Below are 26,611 nucleotides of genomic sequence, written 5' to 3'. Positions count from 1 at the left end.
GGAATCGCCGTCAGCCCGTTGTCGCGCCCCAGGGCGCGGGCCCATTTGGGTCGAATTATCGGTGCGCAACCGATGCAAGTTGTTTCGGAATCGCTGCGACCGGAGGGTGAAGGCGTATCCCGCCCCTTCCTGCCAGGAGGCACCGCCATGTACGTGGAACACGACGAGACCGGTGGAACCGATGCGGAGATCGCCCGGGGGCTGGTCGGCGGGGACGAGCGCTGTCTCGACGAGGCCTACCGCCGGTGGGGCCGGTTCGTGTACTCGCTGGCGGTCCGGGCGCTGGGGGACGCCCGCGAGGCCGAGGACGTCACGCAGCAGGTGTTCACCGCCGCCTGGCTCGGCCGGGCCAACTTCCGCCCCGACCGCGGCAGTCTGCCCGCCTGGCTCACCGGGATCACCCGCCGCAAGGTCGCCGACGCGCTGTCGGCCCGTACCCGCCGCACCGAACTCGCCGCCGAGCTGGGCGCCGCCGCGGTGCACGCCGGCGAGGTCTGCGAAGGCCCCGAGCAGATCCTCGACAGGATCGTCGTCACCCAGGAACTGGCCCGGCTGCCCCGGCCCCAGCGCGACGTCCTGCGCCTGACGTTCTTCGCGGACCTGACGCAGGTGCAGATCGCCGACCGCACCGGAATGCCGCTCGGCACGGTCAAGAGCCACGCCCGCCGCGGCCTGCGGCGCATGCGCGACAACCTGGTCGGCGCCTCGGCCGACTGACCGGCCGGCCGGAGGCCCCGCCCGGGCGCCCGGGCGGGGCCTCCGCCAGTCTCCGGGCGGGCCGGCCGGCACGGCGCCGGTCAGTCCCGGGGCTCCCGGCCCCCGCCCTGGTCCCCGTACAGCCGCCCGATCACTTCGAGTGCCTCGCGCAGGCCGGACGGCCGGACCGCACCGGGCTCCGGACCCCTCCTCATCCAGCCGGGGCCGGCGAGGAGGACCAGGGGGCCGGTCCGCGCCCCCCGCATCCCGAAGGCGGTGGCGGCCAGCTCCCGCGCGAGGGAGTAGTCCGCCGTGTTCCGGGTCTGCGACCACAGTGCGACGGCGGCCGGCCCCGAGCGGCGGACGGCGGTGCACAGCGCCTCGGCCGGTACGGACGCCCCGAACATCCGGACCGGCAGGCCCCGTTCGGCCAGCGCCGCGGCCAGCGCCTCCAGGGCCAGGGTGTGCCGCTCCTCGGGTACGCAGGCCAGGACGACCGGCGCGACCTGCGCGGGTACGGCGCCCAGCCCGGCGGCGGCGGTACGGCGCAGGGCGGTGGAGACGTGCCAGGACAGCAGGTGCTCGACCTCTACGTAGCGGTCGTCGGAGGCCTCCCACTTGAGGCCCACCGCGCGCAGTGCGGGCGCCATCACCTCCTCCCAGGCGGTCACGGCCCCGTACGCCTCCATCACCGTGTCGAGCAGCTCCTCCAGCGCCGGACCGTCGAGGCGCAGCGCGGCCCGGGCGAGCCCCCGGCACTCCCGGCGCACCCGCCCCAGCGGCAGCCCGCCGCCGCCCCCTTGTCCGTTCGACCGGTGGGCGGGGCGCGCGGGCGCCCTGTCGGTACCGGCGGGTGTGTCGTCAGGTTCGGTTCGCCCGCGTCCGGGACGGGCAGGTGCGCTGCCGGTACGGCGATCCGGTGCACCCCCGGGTCCGGTCGGCGCGCTGGCGGGGCGGGTGGGCGTGCCGGCGGGGCGGGCGGGTGCGCTGGCGGTACCGGCCGGGCCGCCCCCGGTACCGGCCGGGCCGCCCCCGGTGCGGGACGGCCTGCCGCCCGGCACCGCGGCCGGGCGTCCGGCCGCGGCCGTGCCCGCTCCGGTCCCCGCCTCCGTGCTCGCCCCGGCCCGTGCCTCCGGTCCCGTGCCCGCCCCGGCCGACGACCGGTCACCCAGAACAGCGCGCGCCGCCTCGGCGGGTGGTACTCCGGAGGCCGTGAGGCGGCACATCTCCTCCAGCAGCGCCACGTCCGCCGGGCTCCACCGCCGGTGGCGGCCGTCCGGGCGCACGGCGGGCCCGATGCCGTACCGCCGGTCCCACGAGCGCACCGTCATCGGCGAGACGCCCAGCCAGCGGGCCACCGCGCCGGTCGTGATGCCGTGCCCCGGTCCGGTGTCGGGCGGCGGTTCAGCCCCGGGCGGGCGGTCGGGCGCGGCCGGGCGCTCTGTCGCGGGCAGAACCTCCGGACCGGTACCGGTGCCGGTGCCCGCGCGCGACCCGTTCTCGGCATCCGCCTGCGTAGCCGCCTCCGCAGCCGGGTGTATCACGCGGATGCCCTCCACACTCGCCACCGGGCCTTCCTCCGTCGTGAGTCCGTCCTGAGGCCTGAGGCCTGAGGCCTGAGGCCTGAGGCCTGAGACCGTCGGCCGCTCGGCCGGGCCGTATGCGTCTCACCTCCGATTCCGGCCGGGCCGGAACGGCGGATGCAGCCCGGGCCGACAGCACCCTCCCGGGTGCTGTTCCCGCAGGCGCCCAGGGCCCCGAGCGCGGTTGCGCCATCCGGTGGAGCGCGCCCGCCGGGGGGTTTAGGACGGCCCCGTGCGTGGGGGAATAGCGGACGGGCCGCAAAAGGCCGGGCCCGATGCATCCGTCTGTCGGTGGGCACGAGAAGACAGCCGTAGGCGGCACTTCCCGACCCGGAGGACCGATGCCCGCGGAGCCGAGCACGAGAGCATTCATCACGACGCACCGACGACGCCCCCACGGGTCCCCGGCCGGCAGCGTCACCACCTGCGACGGAGTCGACGCGGACGTGGCCGCGGCCGTCGACCGGGAACTCGCCGTCTGCTGCGAGGGGTTCACCGCGTTCGCCCGCGACCTCGACCCCGTGTTCGGCGCCGACGTGGCCGAGAGGCTCACCGCGTACACCCTCGGGGGCGGGTCCCGGATCCGGCCCCGGTTCCTCTGGTGGGCCATGCGCGCCTGCGGCGGCGCGGACCGTGAGGCGCCCGCCGCCCTGCGCATCGCGGCTGCCCTCGAACTCATCCAGAGCTGCGCCCTGATCCACGACGACGTGATGGACGGTTCCGCGGTGCGCCGCGGCCGCCCGTCCTTCCACGCGCAGATCGCCCTCCAGTACCCGGCGGCGGGCCCGCGCCCCGGCCCCGGGCAGGCCCCCGGCTCCGGGACCCCCCACCCCGGGCAGGTCCCCTACCCCTTCGCCCACTCCGCCGCCGTACTGGCCGGGGACCTCGCGCTGGCCTGGGCGGACGACCTGGTCGCCGCCGCCGACCTCGGCCCGGAGCTGCGCGCCGCCGTCCTGCGGCACTGGCGGACCATGCGGATGGAGATGGTCGCCGGGCAGTACCTCGACCTGCACGGCCAGGTGACCTCCGCCCGCTCCCCCGCCCGGGCCATCCGGACCGGGTGCCTGAAGACCGCGGGCTACACCGTGGAGCGGCCGCTCGCCCTGGGCGCCGCCCTCGCCGGGGCCGACGAGGACACCGTGCGCTCCCTGACGGCCGCGGGCCGGTGCGCCGGGATCGCCTTCCAGCTCCGCGACGACCTGGCGGGCGTGTTCGGCGAACCCGCGGCGACCGGCAAGCCCGCGGGGGACGACATCCGCTCGGGCAAGCCCACGTACCTGCTGGCCGTGGCCCACGCGCGGGCCCGCGCCACCGGCGCCTCGGAGGTCATCGAGCTGCTCGATGCCTGCTCCCGCAGTTCCGTCCTCAGCGCGGCCCGGCTCGCGGAGGCCCGTGCCGCCCTGCACTCCACCGGCGCCCCGGCCCAGGTCGAGCGGCGCATCGAGCGCCTGGCGCGCACGGCCGAGCGCCACCTCGCCTCCGCGTCCCTGCACGGCCCCGCCGCCCGCCGGCTGGCCGAACTCCTCGGCCGGGCCGCCGACCCGCTGGCGCTCCCTGCCGCCCCCACCGGTCCCACGGGCCTTTCGCCCACCACCGCCACCACCACCGCCCCCGCGGCCCTTTCGCCCGCCGCAGCCCGTACTCCCGCCGCCCTCGCCGCCACGGCCGACCGCCCCGGAGCCGCCCGATGAGAACCGTTACCGGCCGCACCGACCACGTCGTGGTCGTCGGCGCCGGCCTGGCCGGCCTGTCCGCCAGCCTCCACCTCCTGGGGGCCGGCCGCCGCGTCACCCTCGTCGAACGGGACCCGCTGCCCGGCGGCCGGGCCGGGGTCCTCACCCGCGACGGCCACGTCTTCGACACCGGCCCCACCGTCCTGACCATGCCGCACCTGCTGGAGGAGGCCTTCGAGGCCGTCGGCCGGCGCATGTCCGACCTGCTGACCCTGCACCCCCTCCACCCCGCCTACCGGGCCCGTTTCGCGGACGGCAGCAGCCTCGACGTCCACACCGACGCCGACGCGATGGCCGCCGGGATCGAGCGCTTCGCCGGAGCCCGCGAAGCGGCCGGCTACCTGCGGCTGCGCCGCTGGCTCCACGAGCTCTACCGCGCCCAGTCGAGCCGCTTCATCGAGGCCAATTTCGACTCGCCGCTCTCCCTCGTCCACCCCGACCTCGCCCGGCTCGCCGCCCTCGGCGGCTTCGGCCGCCTCGAACCGAAGGTCGCCCGCTACCTGTCCGACGAGCGCCTGCAGCGCGTCTTCTCCTTCCAGGCCCTCTATGCCGGCGTGCCCCCGGCCCGGGCGCTCGCCGCGTACGCCGTCATCGCGTACATGGACACCGTCGCCGGGGTGTACTTCCCCGAGGGCGGCATGCACGCCGTACCCGCCGCCCTGTCCGAGGCGGCCGCGGGCGCGGGCGCCGACCTCCGCTACGGGCACACCGTCACCGGCCTGGAGCGCACCGGCGACCGGATCACCGCCGTCGTCACCGACCGCGGGCGCATCCCGTGCGACGCCGTGGTCCTGACGACCGAACTGCCCACCGCATACGGGCTGCTGGGCGGCCCGCCGCGCCGCCCGCTCCCGCTGCGGCACTCGCCGTCGGCCGTGGTCCTGCACGTGGGCACCAGCCGCACCTGGCCCGAACTGGCCCACCACACCCTGTCGTTCGGTGCCGCCTGGAAGCAGACCTTCCACGAACTGACCCGTACGGGCCGCCTGATGAGCGACCCCTCCCTGCTGATCACCCGCCCCACCCTCACCGATCCCTCGCTCGCCCCGCCGGGCAAGCACACCCACTACGTGCTCGCCCCCTGCCCCAACACGCGGATCGGCCCGTCCGCCGCAGCCTGGGAGCAGCTCGGGCCCCGCTACCGCGACAGCCTCCTGGCCGAGCTGGAGCGCCGCGGCCTCACCGGCTTCGCCGCCGCCGTCGACACCGAGGTGCTGGTCACCCCCGCCGACTGGACCGCCCGGGGCCACGCGGCCGGCACCCCCTTCTCCGTCTCCCACACCTTCCCGCAGACGGGCCCCTTCCGGCCCCGCAACCTGGTCCGGGGCGTGGCCAACGCCGTCCTCGCGGGCTGCGGCACCACCCCCGGCGTGGGCGTTCCCCCCGTCCTCATCTCCGGCCGGCTGGCCGCCGCCCGCATCACCGGACCGCCCGGCCCCCGCCGCCCGCAGGCCCGCGGCGCCTCCGCAGCGGGCGGCACGGCCGCGGCGGGTGCGCCGTCGCGTACGGGCGGCAGCACGGGCGGCGCTGCGACCGGCGCGGGCGGTCCCGCATGACCGCCCGCGAGCTCGACGCGGCCTCCCTCACCGACCCCGCCGTACGGTCGGCCTACGCCGAGTGCCGGCGCCTCAACGCCCGCCACGGCAAGACCTACTTCCTCGCCACCCGGCTGCTGCCCGCGGCCCGCCGCCCGGCGGTGCACGCCCTGTACGGGTTCGCGCGCTTCGCCGACGACATCGTGGACGACGTCAGCGCACCGGCCCCCGCAGCCGACCGGTCCCGGCGGCTCCAGGCCCTCTCGGACGACCTGTGGACCGCCATGGACGGCGGCGCGGGCCGCCATCCCGTGGTCACGGCGGCCGCCCACGCGGCCCGCCGGTACGGCATCCCCCACGCCCACTTCGACGCCTTCCTCGCGTCCATGCGCAGCGACCTCACCGTCACGGACTACGCCACCCTCGACGCCCTGCGGGCCTACATGTACGGATCCGCCGCCGTGATCGGCCTCCAGATGCTGCCCGTACTCGGCCACACCGCCCCCCGCGAGGAGGCCGCCCCGCACGCCGCAGCCCTCGGCGAGGCCTTCCAGCTCACGAACTTCATCCGCGACGTCGGAGAGGACCTCGACCGCGACCGCGTCTACCTGCCCGCCGACCTCCTCGCCGCCGAAGGCGTCGACCGGGAACTGCTGTACTGGAGCAGGCGCACCGGGCGCGGCGACGCCCGCATCACCCGCGCCCTGCGCTCCGCGGCCGCCCTCGCCCGCCGCTTCTACGCCGAGGCCGCCCCCGGCCTGGACATGCTCGACCCCGTCTCCCGGCCCTGCGTGCGCACCGCCTTCGTCCTGTACGGGGACATCCTCGGCGCCGTGGCCCGCGACGGGTACAGCAGCGTCCACCGGCGGTCCGCGGTCCCCCCGGCGCGGCGCGCCGCCGTCGCCGCGGCCGGCCTGGCCGCGCTCGTGCGGGCCCGGTGGGCGGCGCCCGCCGCCCCGCCCGCGCCCGCCGTCGAGGAGCCCCGCCGATGAACCAGCCGCCCGACCCGCCGCGGCGCCGCCGCGGGCTCCCGGTCAGCCTCCGCAAGGACCCCGTCGCCTGGCACCGGCAGGAGCCCACCTGGCGCGCGGCCTCGCCCCGCCTCATCGCCGATGCCCTCGCCCGCGCGCAGTCCCGCCCCGCCGGCAACTGGTACGTCCTCGGGCCCAGCGCCGCCGTCGGCACCGACCGGGCCGGCGGGGGCACGGTCGCGGGCCGGGAGGTCGTGCTCTGGCGGGCCGCCGACGGCAGCCTGCTGGCGGGCCCCGGGGCCTGCCCCCACCTCGGCGCGCCCCTGGAACGGGCCCCGGTCCGCTGCGGCACCCTGGTCTGCTCCTGGCACGGCCTGGCCCTGACCGGCGCCCCGTTCGCCGGCTGGCAGCCGTACCCGGCCCACGACGACGGGGTCCTCGCCTGGGTGCGGCTCGACGAGGCGGGCGGCGAGGAACCGCTGGACGCCCCGGCCGTACCGGCCCGCCCGCCCGGCGCCCGCTCGCTGGCCGCCGTCTACACCGGCACCGGCGTGTGCGAGCCGGAGGACATCGTGGCCAACCGGCTCGACCCCTGGCACGGGGCCTGGTTCCACCCGTACTCGTTCGCCGACCTCACCGTCCTCGACGACGGCTCCCGCACCGACCGGCTCTCCGTACGGGTCTCCTTCAAGCTCGCGGGGCGCGCCGTGGTCCCCGTGACCGCCGAGTTCACCGCGCCGGGACCCCGTACGGTCGTCATGCGCATCACCGGAGGCGAGGGCGTCGGCTCCGTGGTCGAGACCCACGCGACCCCGCTGGGCACCGGCCGCGACGGGCGCCCCCGCACCCGGGTCACGGAGGCCGTCGTCGCCACCTCGCACCGCCCCGGCTTCCGGCTCGCGCGGGCCGCCGCCCCCCTGCTGCGCCCGCTGATGCGGCATGCCGCGGGACGGCTGTGGCAGGACGACCTCGCGTACGCCGAGCGGCGCTGGGAGCTGCGCAGTACGGGCCGCTTCCCCGGCTGACGGCGGCCCCGTAGCCGTACGTACGGCTACGGGGCCCCCTCAGTCGTACGCACCCCCGTCACACCCCGCGCGCCCCCCACCGCGAGGCCAGGAAGCGGGCGGCGGCGGAGCGGCCGCGGGCCGGTACGGTCCACAGGGGTTCGCCGCGGACGCCCCACTGCTCCAGCAGGGCGTTCGCTGCGAGGAACCCGCTGGTCGCGGCCCGCTCCATCAGGGCGACGGGCAGTCCGGTGCGGACGAGGTCGCCCGCGAGGACCACGCGCGGGTCCTCCGTGCGGACCTCCGGCCGGTCCCGGTAGCCGCCCACGGTGAACAGCGGGCAGTCGGACCGCCATTCGTGCCGGGCGTCGACGACCCGCGCGTCCGCGGTCTCCGGGTAGACCTCGCGCAGCAGCCGTACGAGCCGCTCCTCCACCGCGGGGCGCGGCAGGGCCGCATCCACGGCGTAGGCGTGCAGCTCCACGACCGAGCCGCCCGAGGCCAGCGCCCAGCGGTGGGCCTCGCCCTCCCACCGGTCGAGGACGCTGACGTTGTCCAGGCCGTCGTAGCCGCTGGTGCCCAGGAACCCGGGCCGGTGCCCGGCCACCGGGCGCGACAGCCACAGCCGCGACACCAGGAACGGGGGAGCCGTGCGCAGTCCGGCGATCCGCTCCCGCCAGGCGGGGCCGGCCAGTTCGGGGGAGGCCGCGGCCACCGACTGGAGCCCGGCCGTGTCCAGGGCGAGGACGACGGCGTCGCAGGGGTCCTCGCCGTCCTCCGTCAGCACGGCCCGCCGCCCGTCGCCCAGCGGCCGGACCCCCTGCACGGACCGGCCCGTGCGGATCTCCGCGCCGAGCCCGGTCAGGTACCGGGCCAGCGGCTCCCACAGGGCCTGCGGGAACGGCTCCCGCGGCACGTCGAACAGCAGCCCCTCGCTGGACCCGAGGAAGTAGATGTGGAACATCAGCACCAGCTCCGCCGCCGACAGCGTGGCCGGGTCGGCGAAGAAGCTCCGCGAGAACACCTCGAAGGCCAGGTGATGCGCCGCCTCCGGGAAGCGGATCGAGGCCAGGAACTCGGCGGCGCTCACCCCGTCCAGCGCCTCGTACACCCCCGGTACCGAGACGTCCAGCAGCGGCAGCGCGGCCCGCGCGTCCATCCGCCCCAGGTCCCGCCAGCCGAAGGAGGGGCTCTGCGCGACGAAGCCGAGCGCGCTCAGCGGCGGGGTGCGCGGCACGCGCGCGAAGCTGTCGCGGCCGCCGTTGCGGTGGCGCAGCGGGTAGTCCGCCAGCCCCGTCAGCCCGTTGAGGCCCGGATCGGTGCGGCGCAGCAGCGCGCGCAGGTTGTAGTACTGGCGGAAGAAGGCGTGGAAGCCGCGGCTCATCGTGGCCTGCGACCCGTCGGCCAGGGTGGTCTGCCAGCCGGCCAGCCGCCCGCCGAGCTGCTCCTCCCGCTCGTAGACGGTGACGCGGACGCCCCGTTCGGCGAGGACCGCGGCCGCCGCCAGCCCGGCGATCCCGCCGCCCGCCACCACCACCCGGGGCGGCGGTCCCGCCACACGGGCGCTGCCGGCGCCGGGGGCGATGCGCCGCGCCAGCCGGTCCCGGCCCGGCCGCGGGCCGTTCACGGGGCCGTTCCGACGAACGTGTGGGTGATCCCCGTCTGCCAGCCCGGCAGGGGCAGCGCCCGTACGCCGGTGAAGCCCGCCGCGCGCATCCGCTCCGCGAAGCGGGCGGCGGTGTCGAAGCCCAGCACGCTGCGCCACAGGTGCTCGTACAGGGCCCCGTCCCCGCCGGCCCGGCCCAGCGGCATGATGACCGTCCGGCACACGGCCGTCCACAGGGCCCGGTCCACGGGCCGGCCGCTGAGGGCGTACTCGTGTACGGCGATCCGCGCGCCGGGCGCCATCACCGACCGGACCTCCGCCAGGGTCCGGTCGGGATCGGAGACGTTGCGGAAGAGGTAGGCCGCGAAGACGGCGTCGAAGGGGCCCGCCACCCCGCCCTCGCCGAGCCGGTCTGCGCTGGCCCGGACGAAGTCCACCCCCTCGGGCCAGTGCTTGGCGCGGGCGCGCTCCAGCATCCCGGGCGAGGCGTCCACCGCCGTGATCCGCGCCCGTGCGGCCGCCTTGAGCAGGGCCGCGGTCGAGGCCCCGGTCCCGCAGCCGAGGTCCAGGACGCGCACCTCCCGGCCGTCCGCGGGCAGGCCGAGCCGACGGGCGGAGCGCCGCAGGTGCCCGTGGTAGCCGGGGCTCGCGGCGACCAGCCGGTCGTAGCGCGCGGCGGCGTGGTCGAAGGCCTCCGACAGGTCCTGGTCGTGCAGCAGTGGCATGGCAGCCTTTCAGCTCTCGGGAGCGGCCCGGTCCCGCGGCGGCCGGCGGGCCGGCACGGACCGGGGGAGCAGGGGGAGTTCGGCGAGCGAGCGCAGCATCGGGACGACGGGGGTGCGCAGGCCGATGCCGAAGTCCTCGCCGGGCGAGGTGGCGCCGTCGAGGAAGCGCAGGACCCGCTCGGCGGGGACGGAGGCGAAGAGCCGGGTGAAGAACTCCGCGCCGTCCACCCGCCCCCGGTCCAGCGCGCGCAGCAGGACGGCGTCCATCGCGCGCGCCCGCACGCCGTGCGGGGCGGGGGTGCGGGCGGGGGAGCGGCCGGTGCGGACGGCCGCGGCCAGTGCGCGGCTCTGGCGGCCGATCGCCGCGAAGGCGTACCCCGTGGAGGGGCGGACCGCCCCGCCGGCCGCGCCGATCAGGAAGACCCGCCGCCCGGCCCGGCGCGGGTAGCGGCCGTCGCTCATCGGGATCACCCCGTGCTCCCGGCCGGTGACGGCGTACCCGCCGAGTCCGAGGACCGGACCGCAGTAGTGGGCCAGCGCGCGCTCGTAGGCCTCCTCCGCCAGGACGGCCGGGGAGAACTGCGTGTACTCCACGAGGGCCTCGTGCCGGCTCACCGGGAGCACGTAGCCGAAGGCCAGGCCGCGCGGCGGCTGGGGCACGCGGAAGTCCATCAGGACCACTGCGCCGGGGTCGAAGGCGGGCCGGTCGGTCCGGACGAACCAGCCGCGGAAGTGCTGGAGCAGGGTCGTGCGGGCGGCCGGCAGCACCCGCGGCGGCCGGGAGTCGAAGACCAGCCCGCAGCGCAGAGCGGCCGGCGCGCCGTCGGCACCGGTCCCGCGGACCACGGCGGTGCCCGCCGCGTCCCCCGCGTCCGCGACGGACGACACGGTCATCGGGCGCACCTCGGCCCCGTACCCGGCCAGCTGCCCCGTCAGAGCCTCCTCGAAGGGCCCGGACCGCAGCATCTTGTACCGCAGCGGGCCCAGCGGCCGGTCGATGCGCGCGCCGTCGCGGCCGTACAGGCGCAGCCGGTCCCAGGAGGCCGCGAGGAGGTGGTCGTACGGGCCCGGGCCCGCCTCCCAGTAGCACCAGGTCCGCTCCGGGGCGCGCAGCGGTCCGGGCGGGGCCGCGGCCACCACCACCCGCGGCACCGGCCGTCCCGGCCCCTGCGGGCGCACCAGCTCCAGCGCGAGCGACAGCCCCGCGGCCCCGGCCCCGACGACCGCCACCTCAGCGTCCCAGCCCACCTGCACCTCCCGCCCTGCGCGCCGACGCTCCGTCTTCCGTGCCGCAGACCCCGGCGGATGCAGTCAACCGCAGCGGCCGCCGCCGGGCGGGTGACGCGCCCGGCGGCGGCGGGTCTCACACCCGGCCGCGCCAGGCGCCCGTGGCGGTGCCCCGGTCCTCGATGAACTGCTTGAACCGCTCCAGGTCCCCCTTGACGCGGCGGTCGACCACCCCCAGCTTGTCGCCGAGGTTCTCCGCGATCCCCTCCGGCTCGAAGTCCATGGTCAGCGTGACCTCGGTGCGGGCCGGGTCGATGGTCCTGAAGGTCACCAGCCCGGCCTGCTCGACCTCGCCGCCCACGGTCACCCAGGCGACCCTGCCGTCGGGCACCTGCTCGGTGATCTCCGCGTCGAACTCCCGCCGCACGCCCGCGACGCTCGTCACCCAGTGCGTCCTGGTGTCCGTACGCTGCTCGACCCGCTCGACCCCCTCCATGAACTGCGGGAACGATTCGAACTGGGTCCACTGGTCGTACGCGGTGCGCACCGGAACGCCGACCTCGATCGATTCCTTGACCTGGGACATGCTCGGCCTCCTGAACTGTCGCTTCAGCCCGGTGCGTTGCCGCACCCGGGCGGGCACCCCGTCGGCACCCGCTGCCGCACCTGCCCCGCTCCCGCCGGGCCACGCATGCGGATCCGAACCGGGCTCCTCCCGCGCAGCGGCACGACTGCGTGCAACCCGATCGGGCCCCGGGAGGGAAGTACGGGCAGGGGGGTGTCGGGGCCGGGCGCGGCCTCCGTCTATGATCTCTCAATCATCGAGATACTTGCTCATTGAGTTATCTGGTATCCGGATCCGGAAACACGGATCCGGTACACGAACGCGGAGGGGTCGTCCATGAGGAGCACATCGCGCCGGGCCCGGTGGCTGGTGCCGCTGGTGCTGTTGCTGGTCTGGCTGGGGATCGGCGGGGCGCTCGGCCCGTACGCCGGGAAACTCGGCGAGGTCGCGACCAACGACCAGGCGGCGTTCCTGCCCCAGAGCGCCGAGTCGACGAAGGTCCTCGAAGCCCGCAGGGCCTTCGAGCGCGCGGAGTCGGTGCCCGCCGTCATCGTCTGGACCGCCCCCGGCGGCGCCCGCGTCGACGCGGCGCAGCTGCGCGCCGCGACCAGCGCCGTCGCCGCCCTCGCGGGACGGCCCGGCATCTCCGGCCGGCCCTCGCCCGCCCTGCCCTCGCAGGACGGCGAGGCCGCACAGGCCGTCGTACCGCTCGCCCCCGACCTCGGCGAGGAGCTGCCCGCCGTCCTGGACGAGGTGCGCACGGCCGCCGCCTCCGTCCCGGGCCTCACCGCGCAGATCGCCGGGCCCGCCGCCACCCAGGCGGACCTCGCGGACGCGTTCGCGGGCATCGACGGGCTGCTGCTCGGCGTCGCGCTCGGCGCCGTCCTGCTGATCCTGCTGCTCGTCTACCGGAGCCTGCTCCTGCCACTGGTGATCATCATCGGGGCGGTGTTCGCCCTCGGCCTGGCCTGCGCCGTCGTGTACGCGCTCGCCGACCGCGGGATCGTGCGCGTGGACGGCCAGGTCCAGGGCATCCTGTCCATCCTGGTCATCGGCGCCGCCACCGACTACGCACTCCTGCTGGCCGCCCGCTTCCGGGAGGAACTCGCCGCCCGCGGGGACCGGATGGCCGCCGCCGTCGCCTCCGTACGCCGCTCCGCCGGCGCGATCACCGCCAGCGCCGCGACCGTCGCGCTCGGCCTGCTCGCCCTCCTCGCGAGCGACCTGACGAACAACCGCGCCCTCGGCCCGGTCGGCGCCATCGGCATCGTCTGCGCGGTGCTCAGCACCCTGACCTTCCTGCCCGCCGTCCTCGTCCTCCTCGGCCGGAGCGCCTTCTGGCCCGCGACGCCCAAGCCCTCCGACGCCACGGCCGACGGCCACCGCATCTGGCGCCGCATCGCCGCCGTCATCGACCGCTCCCCGCGCCGCGTCTGGGCCGCGACGGCCGCACTCATGCTCGCCCTGGCCGCCTTCGCGCCCGCGCTGTCCTCCAAGGGCGTGCCGCTGGACGAGATCTTCGTCAACGACGCGCCGTCGGTCGCCGCCCAGCAGACCCTCGGCGAGCACTTCCCCGCGGGCTCCGGCCAGCCCGCGGTGATCATCGCCCGTGCGGACCGGGCCGCCGAGGTGACCGCCGCCGCGGCCGGCAGGGGCATCGCCTCGGCCGCCGCCGTCACCGCCGCGGGCCGCCCGGGCGGCGGGGAGCCGCTCGTCGTCGACGGCCGCGTCCGCATCGACGCCACCCTGGAGGCGGCGGCCGACAGCCAGGCCGCCCAGACGGCCGTCAAGGAACTCCGCACCCGGGTCCACGCCGTCCCCGGCGCCGACGCCCTCGTCGGCGGCTACACCGCCCAGCGCTACGACACCGAGCAGACCGCGGCCCGCGACCGCAACCTCATCGTCCCCATCGTCCTCGTCGTCATCCTGCTGATCCTCGTCCTGCTCCTGCGCTCGTTCCTGGTCCCCGTCCTCCTGGTGGCGACGGTCGCCCTGAACTTCCTCGCCACCCTCGGCGTCTCCGCCCTCGTCTTCGAGCACCTGCTCGGCTTCAGCGGCACGGACGCCTCGGTCCCCCTGTACGGGTTCGTGTTCCTCGTCGCCCTCGGCGTGGACTACAACATCTTCCTCATGTCGCGGGTCCGGGAGGAGAGCCTCGTCCACGGGGTCCGCGCCGGGGTCCTGCGCGGCCTGACCACCACCGGCGGCGTGATCACCTCGGCGGGCGTGGTCCTCGCGGCCACCTTCGCCGCCCTGATGGTCATCCCGCTCGCCTTCCTCGTCCAGATCGCCTTCATCGTCGCGTTCGGCGTCCTCCTCGACACCCTCGTCGTCCGCTCGCTGCTCGTCCCGGCCCTGGTCATCGACATCGGCCCGCGCGCCTGGTGGCCCAGCCGCCTGTCCCGCCCCCTGACCGGGGCCCCGGCCGCCGACGGGGGCGGGGAACCCGCTCCCTGACGGACGGCCCCCGCCGCCCGCACCCCGGCCTGCCCGCCCCCTGCCGAGAAGGGGGCGGGCAGGCCGCTTTCCGTGCCCCGCGTGCCCCGTCGGCAGGCGGTGCGGCAGGCGGTGCACTGACGGGCAAGGGGCCGGGCGCGGAGGGTCAACCCGGCCCGGGACAGCGGCCGTACGTTCGGGGTGTGCCGGGCCCGGCGGAACCGCGGCCGGCACGCAGACCGCATCCGCAACCCGTCAGAGGGGGACCCCCATGTTCGACGCAGCCCAGGTGAAGGCCGCCCCGAGCGCAGACCTGCTCACCCCCGACAACGCCGTCATGGTGTTCGTCGACCACCAGCCGCAGATGTTCTTCGGCACCGGCAGCGGCGACCGCGCCGCCATCATCAACAGCACCGTGGGCCTGGCCAAGGCGGCCCGCGCCTTCGACGTGCCGGCCGTCCTGACCACCGTGGCCGCCGAGTCCTTCTCCGGCCCCCTGCTGCCGCAGCTCGCCGCCGTCTTCCCCGGGCAGAAGCCGATCGACCGCACCAGCATGAACGCCTGGGAGGACGAGGCGCTGGTCGAGGCGGTCCGGGCCACCGGCCGCAGGAAGATCGTCCTGTCCGGGCTGTGGACCGAGGTCTGCCTCGTCCTGCCCGCCCTGTCCGCGCTGGCGCAGGGCTACGAGGTGTACGTGGTCACCGACGCCTCCGGAGGGGTCACCCCCGCCGCCCACGAGCACGCCGTCGCCCGCATGACCGCCGCCGGCGCCGTCCCGGTGACCTGGGTGCAGGTGCTGCTGGAACTCCAGCGCGACTGGGCCCGCGAGGAGACGTACGGCGCCGTGATGGAGGTCGTCAAGGAGCACGCGGGCGCCTACGGCCTGGGCGTCGTGTACGCGCAGAGCATCCTCGGCGCCCACGCCGCCGGCTGATCCGCTTGGACACCGGCCTCCTGCTGCTGCGCCTGCTCGTCGGCCTGCTCATCGCGGCCCACGGGGTGCAGAAGACCAGCACGCACCTCGGCGGCCGGGGCCTGGCCGCCGGCGCCGAGGAGTTCCGCGCCGACGGCTTCCGCGGCGGCGCGCTCACCGCGCTCGCCGCGGGCGCCGGCCAGCTCGGCTCGGGGCTGCTGCTGGCCGCGGGACTGCTGACGCCGCTCGCCGCGACCGGCGCCATCGGGGTCATGACCGTGGCCCTCACCGTGAAGCGGCCCCACGGGCTGTGGGTGCAGGACGACGGCTACGAGTACCCGCTGGTCCTCATCGGCACCGCCGCCGCGCTCGCCGCGACCGGCCCCGGCGCCTGGTCCCTCGACCGGCTGCTCGGCCTGGCCCCCTACCCGCTGTGGTGGACGCTCCCCGTCCTCGCCGCGGGCGTGGGCAGCGGACTCCTCGTCCGGCTCACCCTGCACCGCCCCGCCGCATAGGCCGTACGGGCACCCCGTCCACCCGCCCCTCCGCCCCTCCGTCCCGGAGAGATCCACGATGCACCCACCAACAGCGCCTGCGGACACACCCGTTCCGCGTGGCGCGCGCACACTGCGCTACCCGCCGGGCGCGCAGGTCCAGCCCTTCGGCACGCTCCGGCCACTGCCCCTCGGCCTCCCCGACGAGGCCCGCGCCCGCGTCTGCGAGCTGCTCAACAGGCTGCTCGCCGACACGCAGGTCCTCTACGCCCTGTACAAGAAGCACCACTGGCTCGTGCACGGGCCGACCTTCCACTCCCTGCACCTGATGCTCGACCGGCACGCCGGCGAGCAGCTCGCCCTCGTCGACGCCCTCGCCGAGCGGGTCCAGACCCTCGGCGGCGTCGCCGTGGGCGACCCCCGGCACGTGGCCGAACTCACCTGCGTACCCCGCCCGCCGGACGGGGTCGAACCGGTCCCCGCCATGCTGGCGCGGCTCCTGGACGCCCACGAGCACATCCTGACCTCCGCCCGCGGGGCGGCCTCCCGGGCCGCCGCCGCGGGGGACGAGGGGACCGCGGACCTGCTGGTGTCGGGACCGGTCCGCACCGGCGAGGCCCAGGTGTGGTTCCTGGCGGCCACCCTGGGCGAGCTCCCGGCCCCGCCACAGAACAGGCCGGAGCCGTAGGCCCGTTCGCCCACCAGACGTCTCAACACCTCTTCCATCCAGTCCACTTGCATGTCCGTCCCTGCGCCCGCCACGGCCCGGGGCGGACCCCCACCGAAGGAGCACCCGTGCCCTACATCGACGCCGCCGAAGGCAACTCCGCCCCCGTCCGCCTCTACTACGAGGACCACGGCACCGGCCGCCCCGTCGTCCTGATCCACGGCTGGCCCCTCAACGGCGCCTCCTGGGAGAAGCAGACCGCCGCGCTGCTCGCCGCCGGGAACCGCGTCATCACCTACGACCGGCGCGGCTTCGGCCGCTCCGACCAGCCGGCGGACGGCTACGACTACGACACCTTCGCCGCCGACCTGGACGCCCTCCTGACCGCGCTCGACCTGCGGGACGCCGTACTCGTCGGCTTCTCCATGGGCAGCGGCGAGGTCACCCGCTACCTCGGCGCGTACGGCTCCGAGCGGATCACGAAGGCCGTCGTCATCGGAGTGGTCCCGCCCTTCCTCCTCAAGACCGACGACAACCCCGGCGGGGTCGACGGCAGCGTGTTCAAGGGCATCGAGGAGGCCATCGCCGCCGACCGGTTCGCGTTCATGACCACCTTCCTCGCGGACTTCTACAACACCGACGTGCTCGGCGGCGAGCGCATCAGCGAGCAGGCGGTGCAGGCCAGTTGGAACGTCGCCGTCGGGGCCTCCGCCAAGGGCACCCTCGACTGCGTCCAGGCCTGGCTCACCGACTTCCGCGCCGACCTGCCCCGCATCGACGTGCCCGTGCTGATCATCCACGGCGACGCCGACCGCATCCTGCCCGTCGACGCCACCGCCGTCCCGCTCGCCCGGCTGATCGAGGGCGCCGAGCTGACGATCGTCCCCGGCGGCCCGCACGGCCTGCTGTGGACGCACGCCGACGAGGTCAACGCGGCGCTGCTCGCCTTCCTCGACTGACGGCACCCGCTCCCGACCGGGGCCGGCCCTTCCACCCGGGGGCCGGCCCCGCCCCGCACCCGGCCCTCACCCAGACGGAGCCCCCATGCCCCACGATCCCGTACCCGCCTCCGCGTCCGTACGCCGGCCCCCGACCGGCACCCCCGGCCCGAGCATGCCCGTCGCCGGTCTGCTGCCCGGACACCAGAGCGGCGGACCGGCCCCCGCCGACCTCCTGCTGCGCAACGCCCGGATCCACACCGGCGACCCCGACCGGCCCGCCGCCACCGCGCTCGCGGTCCGCGACGGCCGCATCCTCGCCCTCGGCGACGACCACGACCTGGCCCCCCACACCGGGCCCGAAACCCGGGTCGTCGACGCCCTGGGCCGCCGGGTCGTCCCCGGACTCAACGACTCCCACCTGCACGTCATCCGCGGCGGCCTCAACTACGTACTGGAACTGCGCTGGGACGGGGTCCGCAGCCTGCGCACGGCCCTGGCGATGCTCCGCGAGCAGGCCGGCCGCACCCCCAGGGGCCAGTGGATCCGCGTGGTCGGCGGCTGGACCGCCGAGCAGTTCGCCGAACGCCGGATGCCCACCGTCGCCGAACTCAATGCCGCTGCCCCCGACACCCCTGTCTTCGTCCTGCACCTGTACCAGTCGGCCCTGATGAACCGGGCCGCCGTACGGGCCGCCGGCTACACCCGCACCACCTCCGACCCGCGCGGCGGGCAGATCGTCCGCGGCCGCGACGGCGAGCCGACCGGCGTGCTCCTGGCGGCGCCGAGCGCCCTGCTCCTCTACTCCACCCTCGCCAAGGCGCCCGCCCTGGACCCCGCCGACAAGCGCACCTCCACCCGCCACTTCCTCCGCGAGCTCAACCGCTTCGGCCTCACCTCCGCCGTCGACGCGGCCGGCGGCTTCCAGAGCTTCCCCGAGGACTACTCCGCCGTCACCGACCTGGCCCGCACCGGCGAACTGTCGCTGCGCATCACCTACCACCTCTTCCCGCAGACCGCCGGTCAGGAGCTCGCCGACCTGCGCCGCTGGACGCAGACGGTCCGGCCGGGCGACGGCGACGAGTGGCTGCGCCTGGGCGGCGCCGGTGAGAACCTCACCTGGGCCGCCGCCGACTTCGAGAACTTCTCCGAACCGCGGCCCGAGCTCGCCCCCGGCTACGAGGCCGAGTTCGAGCAGGCCGTCCGCCTGCTCGCCGAACACGGCTGGGGCTTCCGCCTGCACGCCACGTACGACGAGACCATCCGCCGCGACCTCGCCGTCTTCGAGAAGCTCGCCGCCGAAGGCCTCTTCCCGGCCGGCAGCCGCTGGCTCTTCGACCACGCCGAGACCGTCTCGGACGCCAGCCTCGACCGGATCGCGGCCCTAGGCGGCGCCCTGTCCGTACAGAACCGCATGTCCTTCCAGGGCACCGCCTTCCTCGATCGGTACGGGGCCGAGGCCGCCGCCCGCACCCCGCCCGTGCGCGCCATGCTGGACCGCGGGCTGACCGTCGCCGCGGGCACCGACGCCACCCGCGTCTCCTCGTACAACCCGTGGGTCTCCCTGCACTGGCTGGTGACCGGGCGCACCGTCGGCGGCACCGCGCTCTACCCGGCCGCCAACCTGCTCGACCGCTCGACCGCACTCGAGCTGTACACCCGCGGCGGCGCCCGCCTGACCGGCGAGGCCGACACCAAGGGGATGCTCCGCGAGGGCTTCCTCGCGGACCTCGCGGTGCTGTCCGCGGACTACTTCGCGGTGCCCGAGGCGCAGATCCCGGACATCGAGTCCGTCCTCACCGTGGTCGGCGGGCGGATCGTCCACGCGGGCGCCGAGTTCGCGGGACTCGAGGAGCCGCTGCCCCCGGTCAGCCCCGGCTGGAGCCCGGTCGCCCGCTTCGGCGGCTACCCGTCGGCCGGCGCCCGGCAGGCGGAGGCCGTGGCCGAGGCGGCCGCCGAGTCCGCGGAGCACCGCGCCTGGCGCACCGGCCGGAGCGCCCCGCCCCCGGCCGGTCCGGCCGCCGTCGACCCCTGCTTCGCCCACTGAGCGCGGGAGCACCCGCATGAGGAGGACCCCGTATGAGTAGCACCGCTGCCGCCGGCCAGGGTGGCGGGCCGGGGCGTCGCTTCGAGCCCGACCTGCGCGCCATGACCCGGATCACCCTGCGCCCCATGGCCTCGCCGATGCCGCTCGGCTTCTTCACCGTGGCCCTCGCCTCGGTCCTGACCGGCTGCCTCCAGCTGGGGGTGTTCGACGCCTCCGAGCGGCGGGCCGTGGCCCTGTGCGTGCTGCCGGCGTTCGCCCTCCAGTTCCTGGTGAGCATCCTCGCCTTCAGCGCCCGCGACGTCGTCGCCGCCACCCTCATGGGGGTGTTCGCGGGCAGCTGGCTCGCGTACGCGCTGGTGATGGGGACGGGGGCGGCCGGCGGGATCCGGGTGCTCGGCGTGTTCAACCTGGCCCTCCTGGCCCTGGGGGCGCTCCTGGCGGCGGTCACGCGCGCCAAGCGCGCGCTGTGGCTGGTCATCGCGGCCTCCCTGCCCCGGTGGGCCGCCACCGGGCTGGGCGGGCTGACCGGAGCGGAGGCCCTCACCCGGACGGCGGGCGCCTTCGGCCTGCTGGTCGCGCTCGCGGCGGGGTACGCGGCCTTCGCGCTGATGCTGGAGGACATGCGCAGCGAGGAGGTCCTGCCGATCGGCCGCAGCGGGCCCGCCCGGGACGCGGTGGAGGGCGACCTCGCCGTGCAGCTGCGCAACGTGGAGCGGCAGGCGGGGGTGCGGCGGACGCTGTAGGCGGGCGCGGCGGGCGGACGCCGGCCGGCCGGATGGTCAGGCCGGCCGCGCAGGGCCCGCCGCACCGGCGCTCGCGGCGGGATCGGCCGTCTCCCGGGAGAGCGCCTGCCACTCCCGGGGCGACATGCCGTAGGCCGCGCGGAACGCCCGGCTGAAGTGGGACGGGCTGACGAAGCCCCACTGCTGGGCGACCGCCGACACCGCCGTCCCGGCGCCGGTGCGGCGCGACAGGTCCCGGCGGCACCGGTCCAGGCGCTCCCGGTGGATCCACCGGCCCACGGACGCCCCCTCCGCCTCGAACAGCCGGTGCAGGTAGCGCACCGAGACGTGGTGCGCGGCCGCGATCCGCTCCGGGGTGAGCCCGGGGTCGGCCAGGTTCTTCCGTACGTACTCCTTGATCCGGGCGAGCATCCCCCGGGCCGCCTCCGGCGACTGCGGCCCGGGGCGGCCCCGGCGCTCGCGGACCAGGACCGCGAGCAGGTCGGCGGCGGTCAGCCCCAGCCGGTGCCCGGTGTCCGGGTCCAGGCCGGAGGCGTTCCCGGCCAGCCCGGCGAGGTAGCCGGCCAGCACCCCGGCGGTCCCGGTACGGCCGTCGAAGAGCGTGCCCGTGACGGCCCTCAGGTCCTCGTCGGGGACGCCGATGTCCTCCTTGGGCAGCCGGAACGCGGTGAACCGGAACGCGTCGGGCTGCTCGCGGCGGTACGGCTGCCCGGCGTCCGAGCACGTGAACGTCCCCGGCACGACGAGCGCCTGCCGCCCGTGCTGGGTGAGCCGCGCCGTGCCCCGGTGCTGGAGGGTGAGGGTCAGGAACTGGCCGCCGCCCTGGGCGATGCGGCCGCGGCTGCGGGTGACGGTCTGCGGCCCGGCCCCGACCTCGGAGATCTGGAGGCGGCCGACCTGCCTGCTGACGATCGTGCCGACGGCCGGCTCCGGCTCGTGGAGGGTGACGTCCAGCGGTACGAAGGTGCCCGAGACCAGGCTGTGCCAGTAGTCGGCGCGCTCGGCGGGGGGCAGGGCCGCGGTGGTGGCGGTGGTGCCTGCGGGGGCGGCTGCGGTGGAGACGGCCTGGGACATGGGGACTCCGGGAGGGGTGCGGGGTGGTTCCGCTCCCACTCTCGGAGGGCCGGGCGCCCCTGCCATCCGTCAAGTGACTTGCCCCGTGCGTCAGCGGTCGCCCGGCCCCGCGTCCTGCTCGACCACATCGCGCAGCTGGCTGCGGGAGGTCACGCCGAGTGCCGGGAAGGCCTGGTAGAGGTGGGTGCCCACGGTGCGGGGGGACAGGAAGAGCCGTTCGCCGATCTCCCGGTTCGTCAGCCCCTGCGCGGCGAGCCGGACGATCCGCTGCCGCTGCGGGGTCAGGGACCGCAGGGCGCTGGGCGGTCCCGGCTCGACGGCGACCCCGGCCGCCCGCAGCTCCGCCTCGGCCCGGCCGCTCCACTGCACGGCCCCCAGGCCGTCGAAGGCCTCCCGCGCCGTGGTCAGCGCCTCGCGGGCCTCGCCGATCCGGCGCCGTCGGCGCAGCCATTCCCCGTACTCCAGCCAGATCTGGGCCCGTTCGAACGGCCACCGCCGGCCCGCAGGGTCGCTCAGCGCGGTCCGGAACAGCTCCCCGGCCTCCTCGGGTCCGGCCAGCAGGGCGGCGGCCCGGTCCATGGTCTGCCGGAGCCGGACCGAGGCCCCGTCCCCGACCTCGGCGGCCACGGCCTCCAGCACCGTACGGGCCTCGTCGGCGCGTCCCGTCAGCACGGCCGCGGCGGCGTGGTCGGCGACCGCATGGCAGGACAGGTGGTGGTGCAGCGGGGCGCCCGCGGGGTCGAAGAGGGCGCGCAGGTGCCGGTGCGCGGCGGCGTGGTCGCCCAGCACGGTGGCGGCGAGCCCTGCTGCGCGGCGGGCGCGCACCACGGTTCCCAGGACGCCGGCCGGTTCGGTGGCGGCCAGGGCGGCGGCCGCGTGCCGCAGCGCCCGCTCGGGATGACCGGTGAGGGCGTCGAGGGTGGCCAGTACCGTCACCGCCCGTACGGTGCCCAGGGTGTGTCCGCCGTCGAGGAACCGGGCCGCGAGCCGCTCCACGCCGAGCCGGGCGTCCGCCCAGCGGCCGGCGTCCACGTTGGCCCAGGCCAGGTCGACGGCGGTGACCCCGGCGTGGAAGGCGTCCGCGTCCTCCCACTGCGGGTTGACGAGCTCCCCGAGCAGGCCGGCGGCCGTCTCGGTCTCGTCGAGGACCAGGGCCAGCACGCCGAGGGTGTGCAGTTCGGTGGGGAGCCGCCCGGGGGTCGCGGCGACGGCCGGCAGCAGGGCGCGGACCGCCGGGCCCTGCACGAAGGGGTCGGTCACGCCGAGGTCCCAGAGGTGGAACGGGTGCTCCGCGATGCCCTCCGTGTCGCGCTCCTCCAACAGGGCCCTCAGGCGCTTGCGCTGGGCGGGGGAGCCCGAGTGGTACGCGATCCCGGTCGCGATGGTGGACACGCCGGCCCCGATCGCGGCCGGGTGCATCAGCCCGTCGGTGTCGACGAGAGCGAAGGCGCGCTCCATGCGCATGGCCAGCATGGCGACGAGCCCGCTCAGCCCCGAGATCCACCCCGTGGCCAGGGGGTCCCGGTTGGCGTCCAGCGCCTGCGCGGCGAGCGCCTCCGCCTGCCCGAGATCGCCGACCAGCACCGAGGCGTACGCCGCGGTGGCGAGCCGGCGGCTGCGGTCGGCCGGTTCGGTGCCCAGCTGGGCGGCCCGCTCCAGCCCGGCGACCGCCTCCGCCATGGCCCCGCGGGCCACCGCCCGCATCGCCGTCCCCTCCAGCGCCTGCGCGACCCCGGCGTCGGGGGCCACGGTGGCCGCGGACAGCTGCCAGGCCTGCCGGTCGGGGTCGGCCCCGAGCGCGGCGGCCAGGGCCAGGTGGGCGCGGCGCCGCTCGGCGAAGGGGGCGGCGCCGTAGACGGCGGACCGGATGAGCGGGTGGCGGAACGCGATGCGGTCGGCGTCGACCCGTACCAGCCCCGCCCGTTCCGCGGGCTGCCAGACCTCGACGCCCGTGCCGGGCGGCAGCGCGGCCAGTACGTCGCCCAGGGCGGCGCCCTCCGCCGCCGCGGCGAGCAGCAGCGCCTCGCGGGAGGCCGCGGGCAGCGCGCCGACCTGGTCGGCGAAGGTGCGCTCCAGCAGGTCGGTGACGGGGACGCGGCCCGTCGGGGGCAGGCCGCCCTCGCGCGCCGCCTGCCGGGCCAGCTCCACGAGCGCGAGCGGATTGCCGGCGGCCGTGTCGAGGACGCGGCGGCGCGCGGGGCCGACGGGGGCCTCGGGCTGCGCCCCGAGGAGCTCCTCGGCCTCGGCGGGCGCAAGGGCCGTCACCAGCAGTTCCGGTACGGAGGGGTCCAGCCAGTCGGGGCGGCGGGTACCGCGGGCCGCGACGAGCAGACCGATGGGTTCGCCGGCGAGCCGCCGGGCCAGGAAGCCGAGCACCTGGCAGCTGCCGCGGTCGATCCACTGCACGTCGTCGGCGACGAGCAGCAGCCGGTGCGCGGAGGCGAGTTGGGAGGTGAGCGTGAGCACCGCGAGGCTCATCATCATCAGGTCGGGCGGCGCCGGGTCCTCGCCGAGGCCGAAGGCGCTCAGCAGGGCGTCGCGCTGGCGGACCGGCAGCCCCTGCGCGCCGTCGAGGACCGGCAGCAGCAGCTGGTGGAGCCCCGCGAAGGCGAGTTCGGTCTCGGCGGCGTTCCCGCGGACCCGCAGCACCCGGGCGCCGGCCGCGGCGGCCTCCGCGGCGGCGGAGTCGAGGAGTGCGGTCTTGCCGACCCCGGGGTCCCCGAGCAGCAGCAGCGAAGCGGCGGAGATGCTGGGCGCGAGCGCTTCGGCGATGGCCGCCCGCTCCTTCTGACGACCTATCAACGTGCTGCTCCTGAACTTTCCCTGCTCGAAATCGAACGCCGTTCGTCATTGACGAACGGCGAAGAAAGATCATAACTGAAAGTGATCGTAAGGAGATCGGTGCGGTGCCGGAGCCGTCCGGCAGGATGGCCGGCATGGACTCCGAGATGCTGAGAGACGTCTGGCGGCGCATCCTGATCGGCCCCGGCAAGTCGTGGGTGCTCTTCGAGAACGGCACGTGCGTCGTACTGACCGCCCCCGAAGGGGACCTCGCCGAGCAGGCCGCGGGCCTCATGGCGGAGTTCGGCCCCGCGCGGGCCGGATCCTCCGCCGGGGACTTCGGGGTGGTCGACTTGACGGCCGCGGACGGCTGGGTCGTCACGGGGCACCACAACGACGTGCTCACCTACGTCGGCCCCGACGAGCCGCGCGACGCCTCGCACCTCGTCGTCGGGCTGCTGGGCCGGTCCAAGCGCCACCAGGACGGCACCGAGTTGAAGGTGGTCCACGTCGAGGACAGGCGGGACCCGGCCGGCGCAGCGTAGCGGCCGGACCCGGCCCCGCCCGTGCCGGGCGCCCGCCGCCCCGGCGGGCGCGGCAGCGGATCAGCGGGTCTGGCGGTGGCGGCCGCGGGGGCCCGGTTCGGCGAGGGCGGTGAGGACCATCGCGATGCCCAGCGGGAGCAGGGTGAGGAGCGAGAACATCATGGCCCGCTCCTGCCCCTGACCGCCCACCCCATGCCCGGACGGGCGACGTTGGCCGATTCGGGGCGGGTAGGCCTGGCTCTTGCGTCCCACCTGCCTCGCTTCTCCCCTCAGCCCCGGCCGTCTCGCGTGCCGCCTACCCCACGGGCTCCGCCATGTCGTACCCCGTCACGGCCCGGGCGTAGGCGTGCAGGGCCGCGATGACCTCGGCCCGGGTGCGCCGGCCCGCGAGGACCTCCATCTGGTAGCCGTCCTCCATGGCCACGAAGCTGGCGGCGAGCGTCCGCGGCGGGTCCTGGAGTCTGAAGTGCCCCTGGGCCTGACCCAGAACGAGAATGCCTGAGTACACGGCAATCTGACGTTCGGTCAGGGCGCTGTCCAGGGCCGCGGCCTTGGCGTCGCGCAGACAGCGGGGCCAGTACTCGAAGAGCAGTCGGGTCAGCGTGTCCTCCGGCCCGGTCGCGACCCCCTGGTCGATACAGGCCGCGAGTTGGCGGCGCGCGTCCGCGAACTCGTCCGCGGCCTGCTCGCGCTCCCGGCTGTAGCGCTCGATCGCCTGCTGGTAGGTCGCGTGGACCAGGGCGTCCAGGTCGCCGTAGTAGAGCACCGCCGCGGGGGTGACCCCCGCCTCCTCCGCGACGTCGCGCAGCCGCAGGCCCTCCAGCCCGCGTGCCACGAGGGCGCGCTCCACCGCCCTGCCCAGCTCGGCCCGGCGGGCCTCCTTGGAACTGCTGCCCCTCTTCGCGGCCACGCCGTATCCCTCATCTTTCTTGCGACTGGATTTAAAGATAGCCCTCAATCCCTTGACCATCCAGCGACCAGTCTCTTAAATCTGCGTTTAACAAAGACCGCCGTCCGCCTTACGGAGGCACCATGCCCGACCCGAACCAAGCCGGCGCCAGACCCGTCCAGGTCCCCGGCCCCGCTGCCGCTCCGACTCCCGCCCCCGACAAGGGGCTGCGCAAGGGCTCGGTGGGCCTGCTCGCCTCCGTCACCCTCGGGCTCTCCTGCGTCGCCCCGGCCTACAGCATCGCCGTCACCCTCGGGTACGTGACCCTGGCCGTCGGGGACCTCGCGCCCGCGGCCCTCCTCCTGGGCTTCGTCCCGATCCTGCTCACCGCCTTCGCCTTCCGCGAGCTCAACCGCGAGATGCCCGACTGCGGCACCACCTTCGTCTGGACCACGCGGGCCTTCGGACCGCTGACCGGCTGGCTCACCGGCGGCTGGGTCGTCCAGGCCGCCACCCTCCTGGCGATGGCAGCCCTCTCCCAGGTCGGCGCGGGCTACCTGCTGCGACTGCTGGGCCTGCACTCCCTGGCCGCCAGCGCCCCCGCCGTCACCCTCACCGCACTGGCCCTGCTCGCCGCGGTCACCGCCGTCGCGTACCGCGGGCTGCACCTCTCGGCCTCCGTCCAGTACGTGCTGCTCGGACTCCAGCTGGCCGCGCTCCTCGGCTTCGGCGCCGCCGCCCTCGCCCGCGACGGCGCCGCCACCCCCTCCCCGGAGTGGCTCAACCTCCTCGCCTTCCCCGGTTTCGGCCCCTTCGCGGAGGCCGTGATGCTGTGCCTGTTCATCTACTGGGGCTGGGACGCACTGGTCACCGCGAACGAGGAGACGCGTGACGGGGAGCGCACCGCAGGCCGGGCCGCGGTCCTGTCCACCCTGGTCCTCCTGGGCACGTACCTGTTCACCGCCTTCGCGGCCATCGGATTCGCCGGCACGGGGCCCGGCCCCACCGGCCTCGGCAGCCCCGAGAGCGCCGCCGACGTCCTCTCCGCCCTCGCCCCGCCCGTCCTCGGCCCGGCAGGCGCCAAGGTGATGCAGCTGGCCGTCTGCGTCTCAGCGGTCTCCGCCCTCCTCACCAGCCTCGTCGGCTCCTCCCGCGGCACCCTCTCCATGGCCGCCCACGGCGCCCTCCCGCCCGCCTTCGCCCGCGTGCACCCCCGCCACCGCACCCCCGGCTTCGGCACCCTCTTCGGCGGGGCCGCGGCCGGCTGCCTCCTCGTCCTGCTCACGCTCGTCTCCGCCGACTTCCTCGGCGACGCGATCCTCTGCATCGGCCTGCTGATCGCCTGCTACCGGTGACTTGGCCAGTGCACCGGGCTTCAGCCCGGTGGTGAAGGCCATCCCGAGACCGGAGGCGCGGAGCGCCGGAGTGCCTTGCGCCTC

General features: G+C 76.2%; 22 protein-coding genes. 14 read left to right on the top strand and 8 right to left on the bottom strand.

The window, feature by feature from the left end; genetic code table 11:
- Window positions 1-147: 147 nt before the first annotated feature.
- Entirely contained in the window at window positions 148-717 is a 570-nt protein-coding gene (locus ACZ7JZ_RS34235) for an RNA polymerase sigma factor (RefSeq protein WP_470946562.1), read from the top strand.
- Between the two features lie 80 nt (window positions 718-797).
- On the opposite strand, the gene ACZ7JZ_RS34230 is transcribed toward ACZ7JZ_RS34235, so the two are convergent.
- Window positions 798-2,027: a B12-binding domain-containing protein gene (locus ACZ7JZ_RS34230; RefSeq protein ID WP_470946591.1), complete on the bottom strand. Its 1,230-nt coding sequence runs from the start codon at window positions 2,025-2,027 to the stop codon at window positions 798-800.
- Window positions 2,028-2,620: 593 nt separating this feature from the next.
- Here ACZ7JZ_RS34230 and ACZ7JZ_RS34225 point away from each other — a divergent pair.
- Genes ACZ7JZ_RS34225 through ACZ7JZ_RS34210 form a run of 4 tightly spaced genes read left to right on the top strand, consistent with a single transcriptional unit; the run spans window position 2,621 to window position 7,543 of the window.
- Window positions 2,621-3,970: a polyprenyl synthetase family protein gene (locus ACZ7JZ_RS34225; RefSeq protein WP_470946560.1), complete on the top strand. Its 1,350-nt coding sequence runs from the start codon at window positions 2,621-2,623 to the stop codon at window positions 3,968-3,970.
- A complete protein-coding gene (gene crtI, locus ACZ7JZ_RS34220) occupies window positions 3,967-5,568 on the top strand; it encodes a phytoene desaturase family protein (RefSeq protein WP_470946557.1) in 1,602 nt (533 codons plus the stop codon). Before ACZ7JZ_RS34225 ends, crtI begins: the two co-directional genes overlap by 4 nt.
- Window positions 5,565-6,539: a phytoene/squalene synthase family protein gene (locus ACZ7JZ_RS34215; protein WP_470946554.1), complete on the top strand. Its 975-nt coding sequence runs from the start codon at window positions 5,565-5,567 to the stop codon at window positions 6,537-6,539. The genes crtI and ACZ7JZ_RS34215 overlap by 4 nt, the downstream gene beginning before the upstream one ends.
- Window positions 6,536-7,543 carry a DUF5914 domain-containing protein gene (locus tag ACZ7JZ_RS34210; protein WP_470946551.1) on the top strand — a complete coding sequence of 336 codons (1,008 nt, stop codon included), beginning with the start codon at window positions 6,536-6,538 and terminating at the stop codon, window positions 7,541-7,543. Before ACZ7JZ_RS34215 ends, ACZ7JZ_RS34210 begins: the two co-directional genes overlap by 4 nt.
- A 58-nt stretch (window positions 7,544-7,601) precedes the next feature.
- On the opposite strand, the gene ACZ7JZ_RS34205 is transcribed toward ACZ7JZ_RS34210, so the two are convergent.
- The 4 genes from ACZ7JZ_RS34205 to ACZ7JZ_RS34190 form a co-directional block, all read right to left on the bottom strand.
- Window positions 7,602-9,149, bottom strand: a complete 1,548-nt coding sequence (locus ACZ7JZ_RS34205; RefSeq protein ID WP_470946549.1) for an FAD-dependent oxidoreductase — start codon at window positions 9,147-9,149, stop codon at window positions 7,602-7,604.
- Complete coding sequence (locus ACZ7JZ_RS34200; protein WP_470946548.1) at window positions 9,146-9,853, bottom strand: class I SAM-dependent methyltransferase; 708 nt, start codon at window positions 9,851-9,853, stop codon at window positions 9,146-9,148. The genes ACZ7JZ_RS34205 and ACZ7JZ_RS34200 overlap by 4 nt, the downstream gene beginning before the upstream one ends.
- A 9-nt stretch (window positions 9,854-9,862) precedes the next feature.
- Entirely contained in the window at window positions 9,863-11,101 is a 1,239-nt protein-coding gene (locus ACZ7JZ_RS34195) for a lycopene cyclase family protein (RefSeq protein ID WP_470946546.1), read from the bottom strand.
- 115 nt (window positions 11,102-11,216) lie between these two features.
- Complete coding sequence (locus ACZ7JZ_RS34190; RefSeq protein WP_470946543.1) at window positions 11,217-11,666, bottom strand: SRPBCC family protein; 450 nt, start codon at window positions 11,664-11,666, stop codon at window positions 11,217-11,219.
- 315 nt (window positions 11,667-11,981) lie between these two features.
- Here ACZ7JZ_RS34190 and ACZ7JZ_RS34185 point away from each other — a divergent pair, with 315 nt between their 5' ends.
- The 7 genes from ACZ7JZ_RS34185 (at window position 11,982) to ACZ7JZ_RS34155 (ending at window position 19,883) form a co-directional block, all read left to right on the top strand.
- Entirely contained in the window at window positions 11,982-14,102 is a 2,121-nt protein-coding gene (locus ACZ7JZ_RS34185) for an MMPL family transporter (protein ID WP_470946540.1), read from the top strand.
- A gap of 250 nt (window positions 14,103-14,352) precedes the next feature.
- A complete protein-coding gene (locus ACZ7JZ_RS34180; protein ID WP_470946538.1) occupies window positions 14,353-15,015 on the top strand; it encodes a hydrolase in 663 nt (220 codons plus the stop codon).
- Between the two features lie 5 nt (window positions 15,016-15,020).
- Window positions 15,021-15,509 carry a DoxX family membrane protein gene (locus tag ACZ7JZ_RS34175; protein WP_470946535.1) on the top strand — a complete coding sequence of 163 codons (489 nt, stop codon included), beginning with the start codon at window positions 15,021-15,023 and terminating at the stop codon, window positions 15,507-15,509.
- Between the two features lie 58 nt (window positions 15,510-15,567).
- A complete protein-coding gene (locus tag ACZ7JZ_RS34170) occupies window positions 15,568-16,176 on the top strand; it encodes a Dps family protein (protein WP_470946533.1) in 609 nt (202 codons plus the stop codon).
- Window positions 16,177-16,283: 107 nt separating this feature from the next.
- The gene (locus tag ACZ7JZ_RS34165) at window positions 16,284-17,114 is read left to right on the top strand and encodes an alpha/beta fold hydrolase (protein WP_470946531.1); all 831 of its coding nucleotides are present in this window, start codon (window positions 16,284-16,286) and stop codon (window positions 17,112-17,114) included.
- A gap of 154 nt (window positions 17,115-17,268) precedes the next feature.
- Window positions 17,269-19,140, top strand: coding sequence for an amidohydrolase (locus tag ACZ7JZ_RS34160; protein ID WP_470946589.1), 1,872 nt, complete (start codon window positions 17,269-17,271; stop codon window positions 19,138-19,140).
- 32 nt (window positions 19,141-19,172) lie between these two features.
- A complete protein-coding gene (locus ACZ7JZ_RS34155; RefSeq protein ID WP_470946528.1) occupies window positions 19,173-19,883 on the top strand; it encodes a GPR1/FUN34/YaaH family transporter in 711 nt (236 codons plus the stop codon).
- A gap of 36 nt (window positions 19,884-19,919) precedes the next feature.
- Here the strand turns inward: ACZ7JZ_RS34155 and ACZ7JZ_RS34150 are convergent, their stop codons facing one another.
- Window positions 19,920-20,957: a helix-turn-helix domain-containing protein gene (locus ACZ7JZ_RS34150; protein ID WP_470946526.1), complete on the bottom strand. Its 1,038-nt coding sequence runs from the start codon at window positions 20,955-20,957 to the stop codon at window positions 19,920-19,922.
- A 90-nt stretch (window positions 20,958-21,047) separates the two neighbouring features.
- On the bottom strand, window positions 21,048-23,759 hold the full coding sequence (locus tag ACZ7JZ_RS34145) for a helix-turn-helix transcriptional regulator (RefSeq protein ID WP_470946524.1): 2,712 nt from the start codon (window positions 23,757-23,759) through the stop codon (window positions 21,048-21,050).
- A gap of 125 nt (window positions 23,760-23,884) precedes the next feature.
- Between ACZ7JZ_RS34145 and ACZ7JZ_RS34140 the strand changes: the two genes are divergently transcribed.
- Entirely contained in the window at window positions 23,885-24,283 is a 399-nt protein-coding gene (locus ACZ7JZ_RS34140; protein ID WP_470946586.1) for a hypothetical protein, read from the top strand.
- Between the two features lie 295 nt (window positions 24,284-24,578).
- Here the strand turns inward: ACZ7JZ_RS34140 and ACZ7JZ_RS34135 are convergent, their stop codons facing one another.
- Entirely contained in the window at window positions 24,579-25,193 is a 615-nt protein-coding gene (locus ACZ7JZ_RS34135; protein WP_470946522.1) for a TetR/AcrR family transcriptional regulator, read from the bottom strand.
- A gap of 122 nt (window positions 25,194-25,315) precedes the next feature.
- Here ACZ7JZ_RS34135 and ACZ7JZ_RS34130 point away from each other — a divergent pair, with 122 nt between their 5' ends.
- A complete protein-coding gene (locus ACZ7JZ_RS34130) occupies window positions 25,316-26,527 on the top strand; it encodes an APC family permease (RefSeq protein ID WP_470946520.1) in 1,212 nt (403 codons plus the stop codon).
- Window positions 26,528-26,611 lie beyond the last annotated feature (84 nt).

This window comes from Streptomyces sp. NPDC038213, from assembly GCF_055600495.1.
Note: the sequence above shows the minus strand (reverse complement) of the source record. Positions and strands in the feature narration are given on the sequence as shown.